This window comes from Paenibacillus baekrokdamisoli (assembly GCF_003945345.1).
Taxonomy (GTDB): domain Bacteria; phylum Bacillota; class Bacilli; order Paenibacillales; family Paenibacillaceae; genus Paenibacillus_Z; species Paenibacillus_Z baekrokdamisoli.
The window spans coordinates 5713943-5730420 of sequence record NZ_AP019308.1; the positions used below are offsets into that span (position 1 = coordinate 5713943).

Annotated in this window: 15 protein-coding genes; 9 read left to right on the forward strand and 6 right to left on the reverse strand. The window is 46.8% G+C overall.

What is annotated here, in order from left to right:
* Positions 1 to 267 precede the first annotated feature (267 nt).
* A complete protein-coding gene (locus tag EKN16_RS25100) occupies positions 268 to 2487 on the forward strand; it encodes a methyl-accepting chemotaxis protein (RefSeq protein ID WP_125663418.1) in 2220 nt (739 codons plus the stop codon).
* A gap of 6 nt (positions 2488 to 2493) precedes the next feature.
* Here the strand turns inward: EKN16_RS25100 and EKN16_RS25105 are convergent, their stop codons facing one another.
* The 5 genes from EKN16_RS25105 to EKN16_RS25125 form a co-directional block, all read right to left on the reverse strand.
* Positions 2494 to 2955: a hypothetical protein gene (locus EKN16_RS25105; RefSeq protein ID WP_221226618.1), complete on the reverse strand. Its 462-nt coding sequence runs from the start codon at positions 2953 to 2955 to the stop codon at positions 2494 to 2496.
* Between the two features lie 63 nt (positions 2956 to 3018).
* Positions 3019 to 3528, reverse strand: a complete 510-nt coding sequence (locus EKN16_RS32685) for a hypothetical protein (protein ID WP_179955564.1) — start codon at positions 3526 to 3528, stop codon at positions 3019 to 3021.
* Positions 3529 to 3713: 185 nt separating this feature from the next.
* Positions 3714 to 4346, reverse strand: a complete 633-nt coding sequence (locus EKN16_RS25115; protein WP_125663419.1) for a ferric reductase-like transmembrane domain-containing protein — start codon at positions 4344 to 4346, stop codon at positions 3714 to 3716.
* Between the two features lie 51 nt (positions 4347 to 4397).
* Positions 4398 to 5438 carry an FAD:protein FMN transferase gene (locus EKN16_RS25120; protein WP_125663421.1) on the reverse strand — a complete coding sequence of 347 codons (1041 nt, stop codon included), beginning with the start codon at positions 5436 to 5438 and terminating at the stop codon, positions 4398 to 4400.
* 36 nt (positions 5439 to 5474) lie between these two features.
* Positions 5475 to 5810, reverse strand: a complete 336-nt coding sequence (locus EKN16_RS25125; RefSeq protein ID WP_125663423.1) for a hypothetical protein — start codon at positions 5808 to 5810, stop codon at positions 5475 to 5477.
* A 286-nt stretch (positions 5811 to 6096) separates the two neighbouring features.
* Between EKN16_RS25125 and EKN16_RS25130 the strand changes: the two genes are divergently transcribed.
* From EKN16_RS25130 to EKN16_RS25145, 3 genes are all read left to right on the forward strand, one after another.
* Complete coding sequence (locus EKN16_RS25130) at positions 6097 to 8169, forward strand: DEAD/DEAH box helicase (RefSeq protein ID WP_125663425.1); 2073 nt, start codon at positions 6097 to 6099, stop codon at positions 8167 to 8169.
* Positions 8170 to 8713: 544 nt separating this feature from the next.
* Positions 8714 to 9454, forward strand: coding sequence for a UMP kinase (gene pyrH / locus EKN16_RS25140; RefSeq protein ID WP_125663426.1), 741 nt, complete (start codon positions 8714 to 8716; stop codon positions 9452 to 9454).
* Between the two features lie 243 nt (positions 9455 to 9697).
* On the forward strand, positions 9698 to 10837 hold the full coding sequence (locus tag EKN16_RS25145; RefSeq protein WP_125663429.1) for a hypothetical protein: 1140 nt from the start codon (positions 9698 to 9700) through the stop codon (positions 10835 to 10837).
* 423 nt (positions 10838 to 11260) lie between these two features.
* Here EKN16_RS25145 and EKN16_RS25150 read toward each other — a convergent pair whose 3' ends face one another.
* On the reverse strand, positions 11261 to 11599 hold the full coding sequence (locus EKN16_RS25150; RefSeq protein WP_125663430.1) for a helix-turn-helix domain-containing protein: 339 nt from the start codon (positions 11597 to 11599) through the stop codon (positions 11261 to 11263).
* A gap of 180 nt (positions 11600 to 11779) precedes the next feature.
* Between EKN16_RS25150 and sda the strand changes: the two genes are divergently transcribed.
* The 5 genes from sda to EKN16_RS25170 all read left to right on the forward strand — a co-directional run bounded on the left by sda (position 11780) and on the right by EKN16_RS25170 (position 16379).
* A complete protein-coding gene (gene sda, locus EKN16_RS25155; RefSeq protein WP_125663432.1) occupies positions 11780 to 11938 on the forward strand; it encodes a sporulation histidine kinase inhibitor Sda in 159 nt (52 codons plus the stop codon).
* A 130-nt stretch (positions 11939 to 12068) separates the two neighbouring features.
* Entirely contained in the window at positions 12069 to 12206 is a 138-nt protein-coding gene (locus tag EKN16_RS32495; RefSeq protein ID WP_232016012.1) for a hypothetical protein, read from the forward strand.
* 265 nt (positions 12207 to 12471) lie between these two features.
* Positions 12472 to 13719, forward strand: a complete 1248-nt coding sequence (locus EKN16_RS25160; protein ID WP_125663434.1) for a glucose-1-phosphate adenylyltransferase — start codon at positions 12472 to 12474, stop codon at positions 13717 to 13719.
* A 310-nt stretch (positions 13720 to 14029) separates the two neighbouring features.
* The gene (locus EKN16_RS25165; RefSeq protein WP_125663436.1) at positions 14030 to 15790 is read left to right on the forward strand and encodes an ABC transporter ATP-binding protein; all 1761 of its coding nucleotides are present in this window, start codon (positions 14030 to 14032) and stop codon (positions 15788 to 15790) included.
* Between the two features lie 94 nt (positions 15791 to 15884).
* A complete protein-coding gene (locus EKN16_RS25170; protein WP_125663438.1) occupies positions 15885 to 16379 on the forward strand; it encodes a hypothetical protein in 495 nt (164 codons plus the stop codon).
* Positions 16380 to 16478: the final 99 nt, after the last annotated feature.

Here is a 16478-nt window from a genome sequence, read left to right on the forward strand (position 1 = left end):
CATGTAAGGTTTATGACCCCGCATTTCTAGCAACAAAGGAAAGAGACTGCAGGGATCGGGCAATTCTGCAGTCTCTTTCTGTAATATGATGACAATTATTGGAAAAAAAGAAGGATGAAACAGCTAGAAAAGAGAGTTAATGTTGGTATTCATAACATGGAATCGAGCCAAACATGAAAATTTCGACAATATTGAACAATTATTTTAAATCGTATGTTATAATTGCTCCCATACAAAAAGAGGAAACTAAAGAGGGTTGGGATGCTTATGTTCGATTGGTTAGGCTTACGTAAAGGGCTTCCGCTTTGGTGGTCTTACAAGCTCAACACAGCGATGACAGAGGATGTAGGGGATATCTTCGAAGGGATTGCCGATACGAGGATGAACGTACTGAAGGCGTGGACGACTGAATATTGGGATCATCTGGACCGTCTTCTTGGACATATGGCCATTCAGCATCAGGGAGAATCCCTATTCAATGAGGATGACCAGACCGTCTGGGAGCGGTCATTTGCAGCTGCACAGACACGTGCTTCCGATTTCTCCGAAATATTCCTGCTCAATGCAGAAGGCAGTGTTGTCTTTTCTACCGATCATCGGCATCGGGGCGTAATTTATGGAGCAGACGGCATAATAACGCCTGGTCTAACCTACACGCGAGCAGTCGCAGAAGGACGCAAATGCTTATATGGTCCTTACGCCGATCCATGGACAATAACGATTGGTCCCAGCTCTTCTTCTTTTCACGATAAAATGACACTGCTGTTCATTACGCCGATTATCGAGCAGGGACAATGGAAAGGCGCCTTATGCGGTCGTGTCCCGAACGATGTCATTGGCGATCTGATCCAGCGAGAATCTGGACATGTCTATCCCGATTCTGGCGATAACTACATCTTTATGGCTCAGCCCAAGCTGAATGCACATATTGCACCAGGTACGGCGCTTTCGCGCAGCAGATTTGAAGATCGAACATTCACCCATGGAGAGAACCTGAAGGATGGTGTATCCACAGATTGGGGGACGGTCTCGGTTAAAGAGCATACGGAGCTGGAGATTACGTTCACCGACCCGGCCACCGGCCAGCTTCATCCCGGAGTTGCAAATACGATCAAGAATGGCAGCAACCTATTCGTAGCTTTTCCCGGCTACTCGGATTATCGTCATATTTCCGTTATTGGGAAAGGTGTGACCTTCCAGCTTCCACACTGCCCGGATGTCTGGGGGATGATGTGCGAAGGTGATCTGGAGGAGGTTTATCGGATTCGCAGTATACGATGGACGCAGTTCCGCCAATCGTTAGGGTGGATCGCAGGTTTGGGTGTAATTGGTGCGATCCTTACTTATTGTTTAATAAAGTATACGTCGCCTCTGATAGGTGGACTGCTTGTAGGTTTATGTAATCTGCTGCTTGGACTAGCTTTGATCTGGTCATTAGATCGCAGAGGCAGCCGAAGAGCCGTGAATCAACTGAATAGAATTAATCAGTTTATCCGCATTAATGCGGAGGGTAAAGGTGATCTTACTCAGCGACTAGACACCGCCTCGTTCGATAACAACGAAACGCGGGATTTGGCTAAGTGGATTAATAATATGATTGATTCACTCGAAGGCTTCATGCTTCAGGTTAAGCTTGCTTCTATCGATGTACTCACGAATCAACGTATCCTGAGTGATTCGACCGTAGTTACAGCAGGGGCGACTAAACGTGTTAGCGGCAAGATCAGTGATATGATTCTCAGTATCCGAAGTCAGCTGAAGGATATCGATATCGCCAAAGATGTAGCGGGTGAGATGAGACTAACGCTTCGGCAGCTGGAGGATAAAGCATCCGCGCAGATCGGTGTGACACAGGGTGAACTGGTTCGAATCGGGGACAAAATGGAGCAGATCGCGGGTCGTGTAACGGAGACGAATCGGTCGATTGAAGCATTCATGCTGACGACGAATGAGATACGCAATGTTCTGGGCGTTATCGAAGAGGTCTCGGCGCAGACGCATTTGTTGGCGCTCAATGCATCCATTGAAGCAGCGCGTGTTGGCGAACAGGGAAGAGGCTTTGCGGTCGTGGCTGTTGAGATTAAGAAGCTCGCTGACCTGACGCGCCAGTCCACCGAAGAAGTACATGAGATCGTCCAAAACATTTACCAAAATGCCAAGGATGCAACAACCACGATGGCAGAAGGAACACGTGTCGTAACTGAGGGTACGGAGCTGGTCGCGGCTGCTTCCGAAATATTAAGCAGCGCGAATGAGGATGATTCGCTTAAGACACAAATTATTGACGAGGTTGTCGTGCTCATGGAGAAAATCGCTCAGGTCAGTATGCAGAACCGCATGATATCGACCGAAGTAGAAGGCAACGTGCAGGAGCTTCTTACTGACTTTATGAACGTACGCCATTCCTCCAGCCATGTCGAGGCGATTACGGCCTTCCTGCAGCAGCTCGTCGGTCAATTCCAGCTTACGGATGCTCGTAAGAGGTAGCTTTAGCTACCTCTTTGCGATTCTTCGTTTCCTTATTAGATACCAGATAATCAGGACGAGAACGAAGAGCCCTCCTGCAAGAAAGGGCAGCGCATCTTCCCACAAGATCTGATTAATTTGAGTGACTTTACCTCCGTAACGATGCAGATAGGTAGCTTTTATAAACAAATTTTTCTTCTTCTTGATGGCAATGGCCTGCTTAGTAGCTACATTGTGAATTTCATAGTATTCTGTACCTTTGGGAAATCGGTTGGAGAAGTTCCCTGAGTAGGTACCTTCTCTATTCGAGTAATATGTCACTTTCCCAATCTTGGATCCGATTAGCTTGGGGTCCACCTGCGTATCTGAAATCTCATATGAGCTGCCATTATAAACGACAAATAAATAGACCCAATCTGCACGAGCTGTTCCCATAAACAGTGAAATGCCGATTAAGCAAGCCAAGACAATGCCTGTAAGTTTCTTCAAGTCCATCAATCCCCCACACTAAAGGCTTTACAAGTATTTTGCAGATGCTCGTAAGAGATAGCATTAGCTGCCTTTTCGAATTCTCCGTTTCCTTATCTGGTATAAAATAATTAAGAAGAGAATGAAGAGCGCTCCTGCAAGAAAGGGCAGTGCATCCTTCCATAGGATTTGATTGAAGGAAGTGACGCTCCTTCCGGGGTCGGAGTCACTGACTGAATCATCGACGCTGCCTCCGCCTGGGTAGTGACTCTGATAGGTAGCTTTTATAAATACTTGGCTGCTCTTCTTAATGGCAATGGCCTCTGTAGTCGCTACATCCAGAATCTCGTAGTATTCCGTACCTTTGGGAAATTGATTGGAAAAGTTCCCGGAATAGGTGCCTTCTCTATCCGTGTAAGACGTTACTTTACCGATCTTGGAACCGATTAGCTTGGGATCTACCTGCGTATCTTCAATAACATAAGAATTACCCTTATATACGACAAATGCATAGGCCCAACTTGCACGAGCTGTTCCCATAAATAGCGAAATGCCGATCAAGCAAGCCAAGACAATACCTGTAAGTCTCTTCAAGTCATCACCCCTTACTTTATAGACTTTACAAGTATTTGATTTGTTGCGATATGGAAGAAAAGTAAATAGTAAAGGGTTGTCTCAAATGGTCTAATCACCATGGAGACAACCCTCTATTTGTTTGTAACAAGTCCACTGGGGCCAAAACGCGAAGATTAATAATCTTGGCTTCGTTAACTAACGATTTAAGCTTCGCGTTTGTGCTCAGGAAGCTGAGGAGAAGCAGAGGGGGTTGGGACAGCATATAACTTGATCGGCTTAGCGGGTATTGAATCTTGCTTGGCCGTCTGCCTCGAGGCGAACCGTGCGGCTGTTAATCCGAGCACAACCATAATAGAAAGTACATACATTACTCGCACGAGAGGGAGGCTGCTATCCGTCCCCATGAAGAAACTGTGAATCAATGCCATGATATAGATTGGATAGGAAAGCATATGGAAAAGCAGCCATAGGCCTCTTTTTATTTTGTTGCGTAGATCAGTCGTAAGAATGACGACCAACATCCCGTAGCTGCTTAACGTACCGAGGCCGCTTAAGGTCGGCGAGTATGAAGCAGAGAAGGGAATCAGCAGATCCCTCCAAGAATAGGGTGCATAAGTATCGATGATCGTAATGAGACCGTGAAGCATACCAAGAGCTGCTCCTGTTATCGTAGAGAAGGAGTGAATTTGATAAACCCTCCGCTTGGTCTGCCGGGTCCAGAATGAGAAGCTATAGGAAATGCCAAGGCTGATTCCAACCGTTAGGAAGAGGAAGGACAGTATGCCGATTATCCGAATCAATGGCCATGTGGGTAAATGGAGTAGGAAAGAAATCATTGCGTACACCTCCCTGAATTTAGATAAAAAAACGAATAACGGAAGAAACTGTTATACATTCATTGCCTCATGTATGCGATTGATCTGTACCTGCTGCCATCGCTCACCGATTGCCGCTTTACTGCCGTAAAACTCGATTGTTCCATCCTTCATAAAAAGCAATGCTTCGGCCTTATCTGACTTCTTCGCTAATAAAGCCAGTCCTTGCACGCTGCCGAGGATACAGATCGTTTTGGCCCAGATTTCGCAATCTACGGCATGTTCTCCTGCAACGGTGCACTGCACGACATCACTATCACTCGGACGCAGCGTAAAAGGGTGAATGAGATGGTGCATGGCTCCATTAGCTGATTGCCACCGTCGTCTTCGCGAGCCGGATGAAGCCGCTGCACCCTCCGTGAGTACAAGTATGCCAGCTGTTCTGCATTCTCTCAACGGATCATCGATAGCGACTTGCCAGGTAGACGAGGGGTTAGCTTGGGTTGGCCTTCCCCAGACGGTCAGATCACCGCCAGCATTAATCAAGCCCTGCTTAACTTGATACTGATTGCGTAAGAAGTTAGCGATTCGCTCGACAGCCCAGCTCTTTACAATCCCTCCTAGGTCGATGGATGAGTGAGTCGGTATTTTTACCGATTTCATTGTTCTATCAATCTGCAAGGATAAGTTGTTGAGAGGTGCACCAGTGTGAAAAGCTTGTGTACGGGTGGGGATGACCCGGTTCTGAATACGCTCAAAGGAATCATCGTAGCCGCATTGAAGAAGGCTATCCAGCACGAAAGGATTGAAGATACCTTCCGTTAGCTGCATATACGTCTGAGCGAGTAGGAGCACTTCCAGCATTGTGGAGGAAATCATGCAGCGTTCCCCGGCCAGCACATTCAAGTGGCATAATTCGCTATCTGGAAGAAATCTGCTGAAGCGTTTCTCAACGTGGCTAAACCAATGATGCGTAAGTCTCTCAAGCTCAGCGGCATTTTCCTCATCCTCGCATTGAAGCGTGCAAGTAACAGTTGTATTCATCGCGCCAAACGAGAAGCGATGCAGCAAATCTGACGGATGCGGGGAATCAGTTTGATTGAAAAGACTCATGGTGTTTCCCTCCTAACCTTCATTGTTTAAGTGGTACTAAGATTGGCTGGTGCGTGTGTCATAACGATTCGCATCGGTCTGATCGCTACTCGAATCGCCATTGCTGCCCTGTTGGCTTTGTCTATTAGTGGAGCGACCGCCTCGATGATGCTGTTCCCTGCTGGGGGTCGAATCCTCTTGGTTATCGAACCATTCTTGAATAACCGGATCTTCATTTGACTGCACGCTAGCCTGATTACTGGTCGTAGCGGGGCTCGCTTTTGCAAGCTGAAGTTCAAATTGAGGGCTTGTTTTTACAAATTGAAAGATTAGGGCAATACTGAACGTAGAAACTACACCGATTTTCCATTTCAACCATTTGGAAGCTTTCATTATGGACCCTCCTAAGAGTTACTGCGAGGCTATGCCTGAGCAAGCCGTGTAAGCGGCAAGATCAAGCAAAAACTCACATCGGAAGCATAAGCTGAGTTATTGCGAGGCTATGCCTGAGCATGTTTGTGCTTGTTATTTCATTATAGGTGGTCAAAATGAAGATCATTTGAAGTTTGTTTTGGTTTTTAGTCCTTATGAGGGAAGATTCGGTACATGCCGAAGTGTGTAATGTGGTACGATAGAGATGCCGGTCTATGGAACGGGAAGGTTTTACTATTAAAAAGAGGTGGATGTATTGGCAGGTTTTGAACAATTAGGGATAGCAACCGCGCGGGCTGAAGCATTGCGCAATGGTGGCATACAGGAAGCAACGCCGATTCAGGAGGGCGCAATTCCAGTTATTTTGCAAGGCAGCGACGTGATCTGTCAAGCACAGACAGGAACGGGAAAAACGCTTGCTTTTTTACTTCCGATGCTGGAGAAAATTAGACCAGAGCGAGAAGATCTTCAGGGGCTGATTTTGACGCCTACGCGGGAGCTTGCTCTGCAAATTACGACGGAGCTGAAGCGTTGGCTCGCTTCGAGAGATGAATGCAACGTACTCGCCATCTACGGGGGACAAGACGTGGAGTCTCAGCTGCGTAAGCTGAAGAAGGCTGTCCACATTGTGGTTGCAACCCCAGGTAGATTGCTCGATCATATGCGTCGCGGCACGATTTCGCTCGGATCTGTGAAAATGCTCGTGCTTGATGAAGCAGACCAAATGCTGCATATGGGCTTCCTCTCTGAGGTTGAGGAAATTATGAGTCATATGCAATACCGCAAGCAGACGATGCTGTTCTCGGCTACGATGCCCACAGCAGTCCGTTCACTTGCAGCACGCTTCATGCTGGAGCCGAAGGATATTACGGTACGTGCACCGCAAGTTACCGTTAAAGCCATCCGTCAGCTGGCGGTCGAAGTAACGGATCACAACAAGCAGGAGACGCTGCAGCGTTTAGTTGAAGAATATCGTCCATATCTGGGCCTTATCTTCTGTCGGACGAAGAAACGGGCAATTGCGCTGAACGAAGCGCTGCAGGAGCTTGGCTTCAATAGTGATGAGCTGCATGGTGATCTTTCGCAAGCCAAGCGTGAGCAGGTCATGAAGAGGTTCCGCGAGGCGAAGATTCATTTGCTCATCGCGACAGATGTTGCAGCGCGAGGCCTTGATGTTGAAGGGGTTACGCATGTATTCAACTACGATATCCCGCAGGATGCTGAGGGCTATATTCATCGCATCGGTCGTACGGGACGAGCAGGTGAGGATGGACTAGCGATTACGTTTGTATCGCCGCATGATCGCCTGGAGCTGGCTGCTATCGAGAAGGGGATTAACCAAAACATTCCTCGGGAGAAATCCAGAGGGCTAGTCTTACCATCTGGAGAATTCATCTCGAAGGATGCAACTCCAGATCGTCAAGGGTCGGGTAATCGTAAACCGACTAGCCGCAGAGGCGCATCATCTGGGAAGCCGGGGTCATGGGAGTCCAAAGGACGTTCTAACAAACAAGGCCGCAATAGCAACAGTACTAGCGATAGAAGCGGCGGTAAAACGATGTACCCGCGTTCCGGTTCGGGCACACGTTCCGCTTCGACACAGCGCGGCAGTGAATCACGCGGGGGAGCTTCGGGCTTCACTCGCAGTGAAGGCGCACGCGGATCATCTGCAGGAATGGGATGGGCGATGCGCGCTGGATCTAGCGATCGAGCAGAATCAAGCGAGCATGTTGAACAGGGTGAGCGTGGAGGTGCCGCGCGTCGTGGAGATTCCAGCTCGCGCGGTGCACGGAAAGGCTCGCCGCAGCAGCGAAGTAATGATTCACGTGGACGCGGTGGTTCACCACAACGCTCCGAGCAGGGTGAACGCGGCAGGTCAGCAGGCCGCGCAGGATCCGAATTTGGTGCATCACGTGGCGAAGCAAGTGGACGTACGGGATCAGCGAAGCGTATGGATACGGGTGATCGTGGAAGATCCGGAGGCGTACCGTACACGGAATCACGTGGAGGTTCCGGTTCATCGCAGCGCTCGGAATCAGGCGAACGTTCTGGATTTGCAGGTCGTGGAGAGTCGGCTGACCGTTACGGATCAAGTGCGCCTCGGACAGGCTCACGTGAGCGTTCCAAAGCACCTCAATTCCCGAACTCGGGCGGGGATAAGAACCGTTCCTCGCAGCGTTCCGATTCACGCGGTGGACGACCTAGCTTTGGTTCTTCCTCAGGCGGAGGCCGCTCGTCTTCAAGCGGCTTCAAAGGGAGTCGTCCAAGTGGCGGCGGTGGCGGGAAGTCAGGCTCAGGCAGCCGTAACCGTTCACGTTAATAAGCACAACGCGGGATAATAAGAGATCTAAAATCAAGAGAGTGCAGCTGATCGCAGCTGCACTCTCTTTTTTTTGTAGGATCTTTTTATCAAGTGAAATACTTCCAGAGCATGAGACTTTCATCAAGAAACAGCATCTTTTCTTCGTTGGGTCTGCCCCGACGGATACTGAGGGTGGCTTCAGCATCCCTTTTTTCAGCTAAGGTGAGCGGGATGCCTTGGAGAAATGGGCAGTAAATAAGGGCGAGGAAGGTCTAATCTCTTACAGGGAGGAGAAGAATGCAATTAGCTTGGATGGTCGTGTTACTCCGCTTGGTCAAGGACATGCGAAACGGGAATATTTTATGAAGAGATTATTTTGCTGTAAACTCCCTTTTCTGATAAAATCTTAATGACTAAAAGAATGGTAAAGGGGAGTGGGACAATGAAGAATCTACGGCTGCTTGAGCGTGTGATTCATTCTGTTTCCATTCTCGATAGGTATGTATGTACACCAAGGCTTATGAGCCTTGGTGTTTTTTATTTCTGTGGGAGGTGGATGGATATGAGGTATAAGCGTGTTCTCATTAAACTAAGCGGCGGTGCGGTTGCAGGACAAGGGGAGATCGGGTTTGATCCGGAACGGCTCAATTATATTGCCAGCGAGATGATGACGGTCGTTAACATGGGTGTTGAGGTATCGATTGTCATTGGAGGCGGCAATATCTTTCGCGGTAATTTGGCGGAGAATTGGGGGATTGAGCGCGCAGAGGCCGATAATATTGGGACGCTGGCTACTGTTGTGAACAGCTTAATGCTAAGGGGCGTGTTGAAATCAAAGACGGACAAGGAAGTCCGTGTCATGAGTGCGATCCCACTCTCATCTGTGGCGGAGCCGTATATCCGTTTGCGGGCCATTCATCATCTAGAGAAAGGCTATATTGTTATTTTTGCCGGGGGCAACGGACAACCCTATGTCACAACGGACTACCCATCCGCACAGCGTGCGATTGAAGTGAACAGCGAAGCGCTGCTTGTGGCTAAGCAAGGCGTTGACGGCGTGCTGAGTGGCGATCCGAAGACACGAACGGATGTGGTGAAATATGACTCTCTCCATTACAACGATGTGCTGCAGCGTAACCTTAAGGTGATGGATCAGTCGGCTTTCATTTTAGCGCGAGACTACCATTTACCTATTCATGTGTTCAACTTTGACACGCCGGGCTCGATGAGAGCCATCTGCGAAGGAAGTAATGTTGGCACAATGATTAGTCATGATTCGGTGCTTGCAGTTACGAGCACTTAGCACATACTATGGGAGAGCAGAAACCGGCTAGTGAGATCGGATTAAAGCGTTTTTGGTGATATGAAGCTGACATAATGCGCTGGTTCCTAAACTCTCGCGCAGACTGTTTGAAATATCCAACTATATGATTTATCCTATTAAAAAGATTTATTTATAGATTGGATCGGCATCTGACGACCTTGTAGGGTCGCTTATGGTTCTCATTATTGGATGTGAAACAAAGGTAGGAGGAAAGGATCATATATGGGGAACCGGACATTCCTAAGCGTTATAAACGCCGATAAAGATTCGGTCGATTATGAGAATACAGCTTTCGAGACGAATAATTTTCTCGCTCCAGTATGGTTTTGTCTGGTCAGCCAGGAGCAGTTCCAGCGCTATAGCGGGCAGCTTATGCAGGCATGGAGCAGGATTCAACCCCATATGGACCAACCGAATGTGGAGGATCTGCCTGAGTGGGAGTGCTTTTCTGAGGCATTCCAATGGCAGATTCCATGGGCGGATGCTGCAGAGCAGCTGCGCCTGAGCTTACCCGGCACGCTGGCCCATTTCCCCGCGCTTGCCGCTCCTGTGCATGAATGGCTGGAAACCTTGTCGACCCATGTACAGCGGCATTCTGCACCCGTTATTCATCTGGAGCTTTCGCAATATTTCTCGTTCACGGACGATCCCGCCCTCTATCTGAAAGACATTCAGGAATACGTTACGCTCTGGCTATCACCGCATCCCTCGCAGGCGAAGGTCTGGCAGGGAGCAGCCGATAACTGCTATATGCTGAACGGGGAGCATTTGCCATGGAGAGAAATTACGGCAGCTCAGCCGGAGCAAGCTCCGGAAAATCAGCCAGCACAGTCCATTCCTCCAACATCTGGGAAGCGTCAGCCCAAATGGCTGCAGGAGCTCTACATATGGTTGCTTGCGATTCTGTCCGCAGCCCTTTTTCTTACCGTCTATGTCAAGACCTCCAGTGGATGGTTGGCGGTGCTCGGTTTCCTCATCCCCTCTCTGATTATCGTTTTGTGGAATGTGATTTTTGGTCCTAAAAAAACCTCCCGCCCTCGGCTGGAGGCGGCCACGGCCTTAAAGAGGAACAGTACCCCATCTTATGCCGTGCTCAGGATTGAGCATTTCGATGGGCATTCACCTATTGGGGTGGATGGCATGGAAACCGGCCCTTCGGAGGATAAATCATTACCGGATCTTATCCCCTGGCTGCAAATCATGCAAGCGAAAGTACTTTCATCTCATGAGGTTGAGCTCATGATTTCTACTGAAAATCCACCTGTCTTCGCCTTACAACTTCATTTTAAGCTGGATGAACAGCTGGTAGCCAAGGATACCGTATCAGCGATTAATGCCATCGTGTTGGCTCATAAAATGTAAGATCCGCGCTCAGCGCGGTTTTTTATTTTAGGCATATCAATCATGGTGAATTAATCATCAATTTATTGGTTTTTGCTCTTACACAAGACAATTGCGACACAACAATTAATTGAAACAAAGCTAATAACGTTTCTCTAGACCAACCCAATTTCGTGTTGATATTATAATCAGGACATAGAATTACGGTTGGGTTTGGGGAGATTATTAACGATTGGATACATGAGTGGACAAGGTGGGAGAGAATCCCCAGACGTCATTGCTGCTTATGTAGGTGTTTTTTCTGGCTCGACCCTGTTACGGCGATTATTTTATGAATAGGATACAAACAAAAGCTTCCCAGCATCACGGGAAGCTTTTGTTTATCCAAAATCGTTTGTTTTACAAAAACGAAAATACCGATCGAAGCAGGCCGATTCACAAGCTTCATTCATCGCTAGGCTCAAGTAATTCTCGTAATATACGGTAGGCTTGATGTTGTTTCTGTTCACTATGTCGAAGCAGGAGCGAGATACTTTCCCACACCCATTTTTGCTCCTGCAAGAAGGCTTCTTTTTGGTCGTTGAATAGCTCATAAACGCTCATGTCTAATGCATTGGCTATTTTTTCAATCGTTTGTATCCTGACATCCTTTTCTCCCCGCTCGAGTTGCCCCACATAGGAAGCCGTCATGCTGCTTAGCTCCGCAAGCTGTTCCTGTGTCCAATTATTTGAAATTCGATGTATTCGGATTTTCGCGCCAATTTGTTCTGCAAATGATGCCATGGTTCCACAACCTCTCTATAGAGAAGTTTAGACGAACAGCAAAAAGGGATGGAGCATGCAACTGCGACTTTTATAGAATATCAATTGTTGTAGTTACTTATATTTGATATAATTTACATCTACATACAAAATTATACTTAATCTGATGATTTTAGCATAGGGCTGAATTCGGAGGCTGCCATGAAACGTTTATCCGATGAAGAGTTATTAGAAAGTATCTCTATCGCGAAACGATTAGATTTAGAAGATTTCCTTGCCGTCCTACTCCGTGAATTGAAGCGTAGGGATTTAGATATCGATGTGTTGGAACAAGATGGGGTGAGTAAACTTCGCGGGTAAGTGACGAAAAGGGTTAGGAGGTTGTAAACATCCAAAATCTAAAGCAAGGACAATTAGCCGAATTGTTGACACAAGCTATACCTATAAATAAAGGGTGAAAAGGGAGGGGAATAATTTGTATGTATACCTGATGACTACGGAAGGACGCTGGTTCTTGTTAGGAATGGTAATTCTAGCAGTGGGCCTTCTGTCTTATATTTTATGGCAGGAGAAAAAGAACAAGAAGAATGAGAATGAGAATAAAAATGAGAACGATATGAACTTATAAAGGAGTGGGAATAATTAGCGTAATAATTCGCGTGAGCACATAGCCGAATGGGCTGTATGCGGAATAAGGAGATTAATTTCCTTACCCGTATACGGCCTTTTTTTAATTGGATTTTAAAAAGATCGCTGTAAACAGGGCGTTTACCCGCTTTCGAATAGGCTAAATCAGCATAGTGAAAAAATGATAAGTATATTTTTTTCATCCGTTTCATAGACTTGTGAGACGTTTATTATTCAAGTACATAACGAACTCGGGAGGAAACACAATGAAAACAAATACTTGCTTAGCTATGCTGCTTGCCGGAGGCGAAGGCCGAAGGCTAGCCCCACTAACCGCTACCATGGCGAAGCCCGCTGTACCATTTGGAGGGCACTGCCGTATTATTGACTATACATTAAGCAATTGTGTCCATTCTGGTATCAACACAATCGGTGTGCTTACGCAATATCAGGCTGAATCGCTTCACAACCATATCGGCGACGGGTCATCTTGGCAGACTGCAGGTATCGATAAGGAAGTGGATATTTCCTTACTGCCAGCCAGCCGTTTTGGCGGGGAGGGCTACCTCGGCACTGCGGATGCTATCTATCAAAATATCGATTATATCGACCGTCAGAATTCGGAGCATGTGCTGATTCTATCTGGTGATCATATCTATCAAATGGATTACAATGAAATGCTCCAAAATCATATAGCAAGCGGCGCGGTCGCAACCATTGCGGTGAAACGTGTACCCTGGAAGGAAGCCAGCCGCTTCGGTATTATGAACACTAGCGAAGGTAATCGAATTGTTGAATTTGACGAGAAGCCACAACGTCCTAAGAGCAACCTAGCCTCGATGGGAATCTACATGTTCCGGTGGGCGGAGCTGCGTGCTGCATTGATAGAAGATCATGGGAATAAGAATTCGAGTCATGACTTTGGTGCGGATCTTATCCCTCTCATGCTAGGTTCAGAGAAGAATCTATATGCCTATCCATTCGATGGCTACTGGCGGGATGTAGGCACAGTGGAAAGTCTATGGGAAGCGCATATGGACCTCATTAACGGAGAAATGGCAGCCGCTTCAGATGAGCAGAATCTTCCGGGAGCTTGGCCGATTCTAACGAGGGAACATAACCAGACCGTTCGTTCCTATGTATGTCCGACGGCTGAAATTCAAAGCTCTTATATTCACCGTGGAAGCTCGGTAGAGGGAGACCTTGATCGTTCTGTCATCTTCGGAAATGTGTCAATCGGCAAGGGGGCAGATATTCGCGAGAGCATCGTTATGCCTGGCGCCCACATTGGTTCCAATGTTACCTTATACCGAACGATTGTCGGAGAAGGTGCGATCATCGAAGATGGCGCGGTAATTGGCAACCTGAATGATGAAGTAACTGTCATCGGTACTCGGGAGAGAGTCATGGTACATCCGCGGTTTAGCGTCTCATCTGGTCAAATGCCTCATTCCTTATTAGCGGAGTTGGAGCAATCTATGGCCGTATCCATACTAGAGAAAGTTAGATCTTAGTAGAGTAATAGAAGTAACTACCACCAGCACGAGAAGAAACGGTATTCGCCGATTCTTCTCGCATTGGTGGTTATTTTTTTGTTTTCAATCGGTCTGCAGACCGAGTCGTGCTCCCTTCTAAGCCCGATTCAAGGCATGAAGTATATCCATTATAATACATACAGCATGACTCCTTTGAAAACCTTCGATTTCGTATGCTTTCACAAGGTGAATGTGCTAAGCTCCAATACTGTGATCACTTTGACGTCTTGGATCCTTTGCACTCGACGATACGCATTTTCAATAGTAACAGAAATGAAAGAGGTGCTGTATGACAAGACAAACTCCTTTAGTTCGTTTATTAACGTACATGAGCAGATACAAGATGCTATATGTTGGTTTGATCATCACGATGGTCGTAGGTACTGTTCTTGAACTCTCTATTGCGTGGTTTTTGTCTCTCATAACAAATGCTGCTGTAAAACATGAAGTTGAGTCTTGGCCTAATTTGGTTCTTTTAGCGGTAGGAATGTTGATTTGTATTGGCCTGCACGCCTACTTTGATACCTATCTCAAGCAAAAAGCATCTCTAAAAGTTAGAAACGATATTCGTTTGGATACGCTCGATCATGTCTTGTGTTTACCTCAATCTTATTATGATAAAAATCATTCCGGTGAATTGCTTGCACGTTTTACAAGTGATAATCAAGCTGTGGGAGAAGCGAGTGGTAATATTATTATGGGCCTTCTTAAAAATCCATTACTTGCTCTTTGCGCATTCATTTACTTGTTAAACATTCATTGGCCTCTCGCCTTGATTTCCATTTCCATAGGACCTCTCATGATAGTGTTTGGGAAACTATTCGGTGAAGTTATGCGCAAGAAAAGCATTCGTCTACAAGAAGCCATGGGCACGGCAACCACTTTTCTGCAAGATGTACTGGGTGCCAGTATTCTGTATAAAATATTTGGGCTGGAGAAGAAAATATCGAAGCAGTATCAACGATACAGCACGGAGATCTCTGAGATTGAACGAAGTCAGGGTAAAATACAGGGAACTGCTAATGCAGTATCAGGCGGTATTGCTAGCTTGACCTTTATTATTGCCATTCTTGTTGCTGGTTTCTTTGTTGCCAAAGGAAACTTAGAAGTAGGGGCTATGCTCGCATTTATTCAACTCATGAACTATCTTGTGCAGCCATTCTCACAGCTCCCCGGGCTCTGGTCAAGTATGCAGCAAGCTTTGGCAGGTGCAGAGCGGATCTTTCAAATCATTGATGCACCTAGAGAATATGAGAAGCTTCCGGAAGAGGGACGTGCAAAAACGTCTTTTAGTGAGCTAGCTGTATCTACAGTTGGATTCTCTTATACAAATTCTGAGGAGGATCTATCTCTTAGAGATGTTCATTTCCGTGTGAATGCAGGCCAGACGATAGCCATTGTTGGCACCAGCGGCGGAGGGAAATCTACATTATTCAAATTGCTGCTCGGATTGTATTCCCCAACGCAAGGAATGATTGAAATTGATGGTAGAAGCAAAGAGTCAATGGGATTGAGGGAATACCGAAGCTATTTCTCACTTGTTCCTCAAGAGACAGTCCTTTTCACGGGGACGATTAGAGATAATATATTGGATGGCAACCCCATGGCTGATGAAGCAAGCGTTATTGCAGCAGCGAAGAAAGCAAATGCTTATGATTTTATTATGAAATTAAGCGAAGGCTTTGATACAGAAATTGGAGAACGCGGTAGTCGATTATCCGGTGGACAGAAGCAAAGGATTGCCATTGCAAGGGCTATTTTACGAGATGCACCTATACTGCTCTTAGACGAGGCGACGTCAGCGTTAGATAATGAGTCCGAGAGGATTGTACAGGATGCTCTAGCTGAGCTAATGGTTGGAAGAACAACGTTGGTTATTGCCCATCGCCTCACTACGATTCAAAATGCAGACTTGATTCTAGTCATGGAAAACGGGAACCTTGTGGAACAAGGTACGCATAACGATTTACTTCAAGTAGGTGGTCGATATCATTCTCTGTATTATGCTCAATTAGAAGAAAAGGAAAGTACTCTACTTATGGCAACATAGTTGTCGTGTTTTAGGAGTATTAATAAAATCAAATGCTTGTTCGATGAACAATTTACAAAAATAGAATTAAAGAAAATAAGGGGTGTGTACGGCAATGTTTGAATGGAGCAGATTCGGACGGATCAGCCGCTATTGGGGACAAGGAATAAAGGAAATTGATTATCAATGGCCATCGGCTAAATTCCCGGTCATTAACATTCGGTCGAATGGCGGCCTAGGAGGCAAGCCTAAGCTGGCAATTGGATTGATCGCGCTTGGTGATATTGCCATTGGCGTCGTATCTGGTGGAGCCGTAGCTATTGGAGTATTCTCCTTTGGCGCAGTGGCGCTCGGCGGATTCCTTGCCCTCGGGGCAGTGGCGATATCGCAAGGGCTGTCAGCTGGAGCTGTCTCTATTGGGGACTTGGCGCTTGGCGCTGTCAGCATCGGTGAAACGGCGATCGGTGCAGTTGCAATCGGGCAAACGACGCTTGGCGCGGTAGCGATCGGCCAGTCCGCCTACGGCGTTGTAGCGATCGGTAATCATGGCTTCGGGATCGTCCCGATTATCGGTGATTTCTTCCGCTGGATAGGGAAATTATTTAACTGAATATAGGCGTAACACTAAAATAAGTGCTACTGATTATGGTTTAGACCAATGAATCGAAATACTACAATTTGAACGTAAAATGACAAATTATTATTCATC

Excerpts from the sequence above, each read along its gene's own strand:
- EKN16_RS25100 (WP_125663418.1), top strand. The coding sequence starts at position 268 with ATGTTCGATTGGTTAGGCTTACGTAAAGGGCTTCCGCTTTGGTGGTCT.
- EKN16_RS25115 (WP_125663419.1), bottom strand. The coding sequence starts at position 4,346 with ATGATTTCTTTCCTACTCCATTTACCCACATGGCCATTGATTCGGATA.
- EKN16_RS25120 (WP_125663421.1), bottom strand. The coding sequence starts at position 5,438 with ATGAGTCTTTTCAATCAAACTGATTCCCCGCATCCGTCAGATTTGCTG.
- EKN16_RS25125 (WP_125663423.1), bottom strand. The coding sequence starts at position 5,810 with ATGAAAGCTTCCAAATGGTTGAAATGGAAAATCGGTGTAGTTTCTACG.
- pyrH (WP_125663426.1), top strand. The coding sequence starts at position 8,714 with ATGAGGTATAAGCGTGTTCTCATTAAACTAAGCGGCGGTGCGGTTGCA.
- EKN16_RS25145 (WP_125663429.1), top strand. The coding sequence starts at position 9,698 with ATGGGGAACCGGACATTCCTAAGCGTTATAAACGCCGATAAAGATTCG.
- EKN16_RS25150 (WP_125663430.1), bottom strand. The coding sequence starts at position 11,599 with ATGGCATCATTTGCAGAACAAATTGGCGCGAAAATCCGAATACATCGA.
- sda (WP_125663432.1), top strand. The coding sequence starts at position 11,780 with ATGAAACGTTTATCCGATGAAGAGTTATTAGAAAGTATCTCTATCGCG.
- EKN16_RS32495 (WP_232016012.1), top strand. The coding sequence starts at position 12,069 with ATGACTACGGAAGGACGCTGGTTCTTGTTAGGAATGGTAATTCTAGCA.
- EKN16_RS25160 (WP_125663434.1), top strand. The coding sequence starts at position 12,472 with ATGAAAACAAATACTTGCTTAGCTATGCTGCTTGCCGGAGGCGAAGGC.
- EKN16_RS25165 (WP_125663436.1), top strand. The coding sequence starts at position 14,030 with ATGACAAGACAAACTCCTTTAGTTCGTTTATTAACGTACATGAGCAGA.
- EKN16_RS25170 (WP_125663438.1), top strand. The coding sequence starts at position 15,885 with ATGTTTGAATGGAGCAGATTCGGACGGATCAGCCGCTATTGGGGACAA.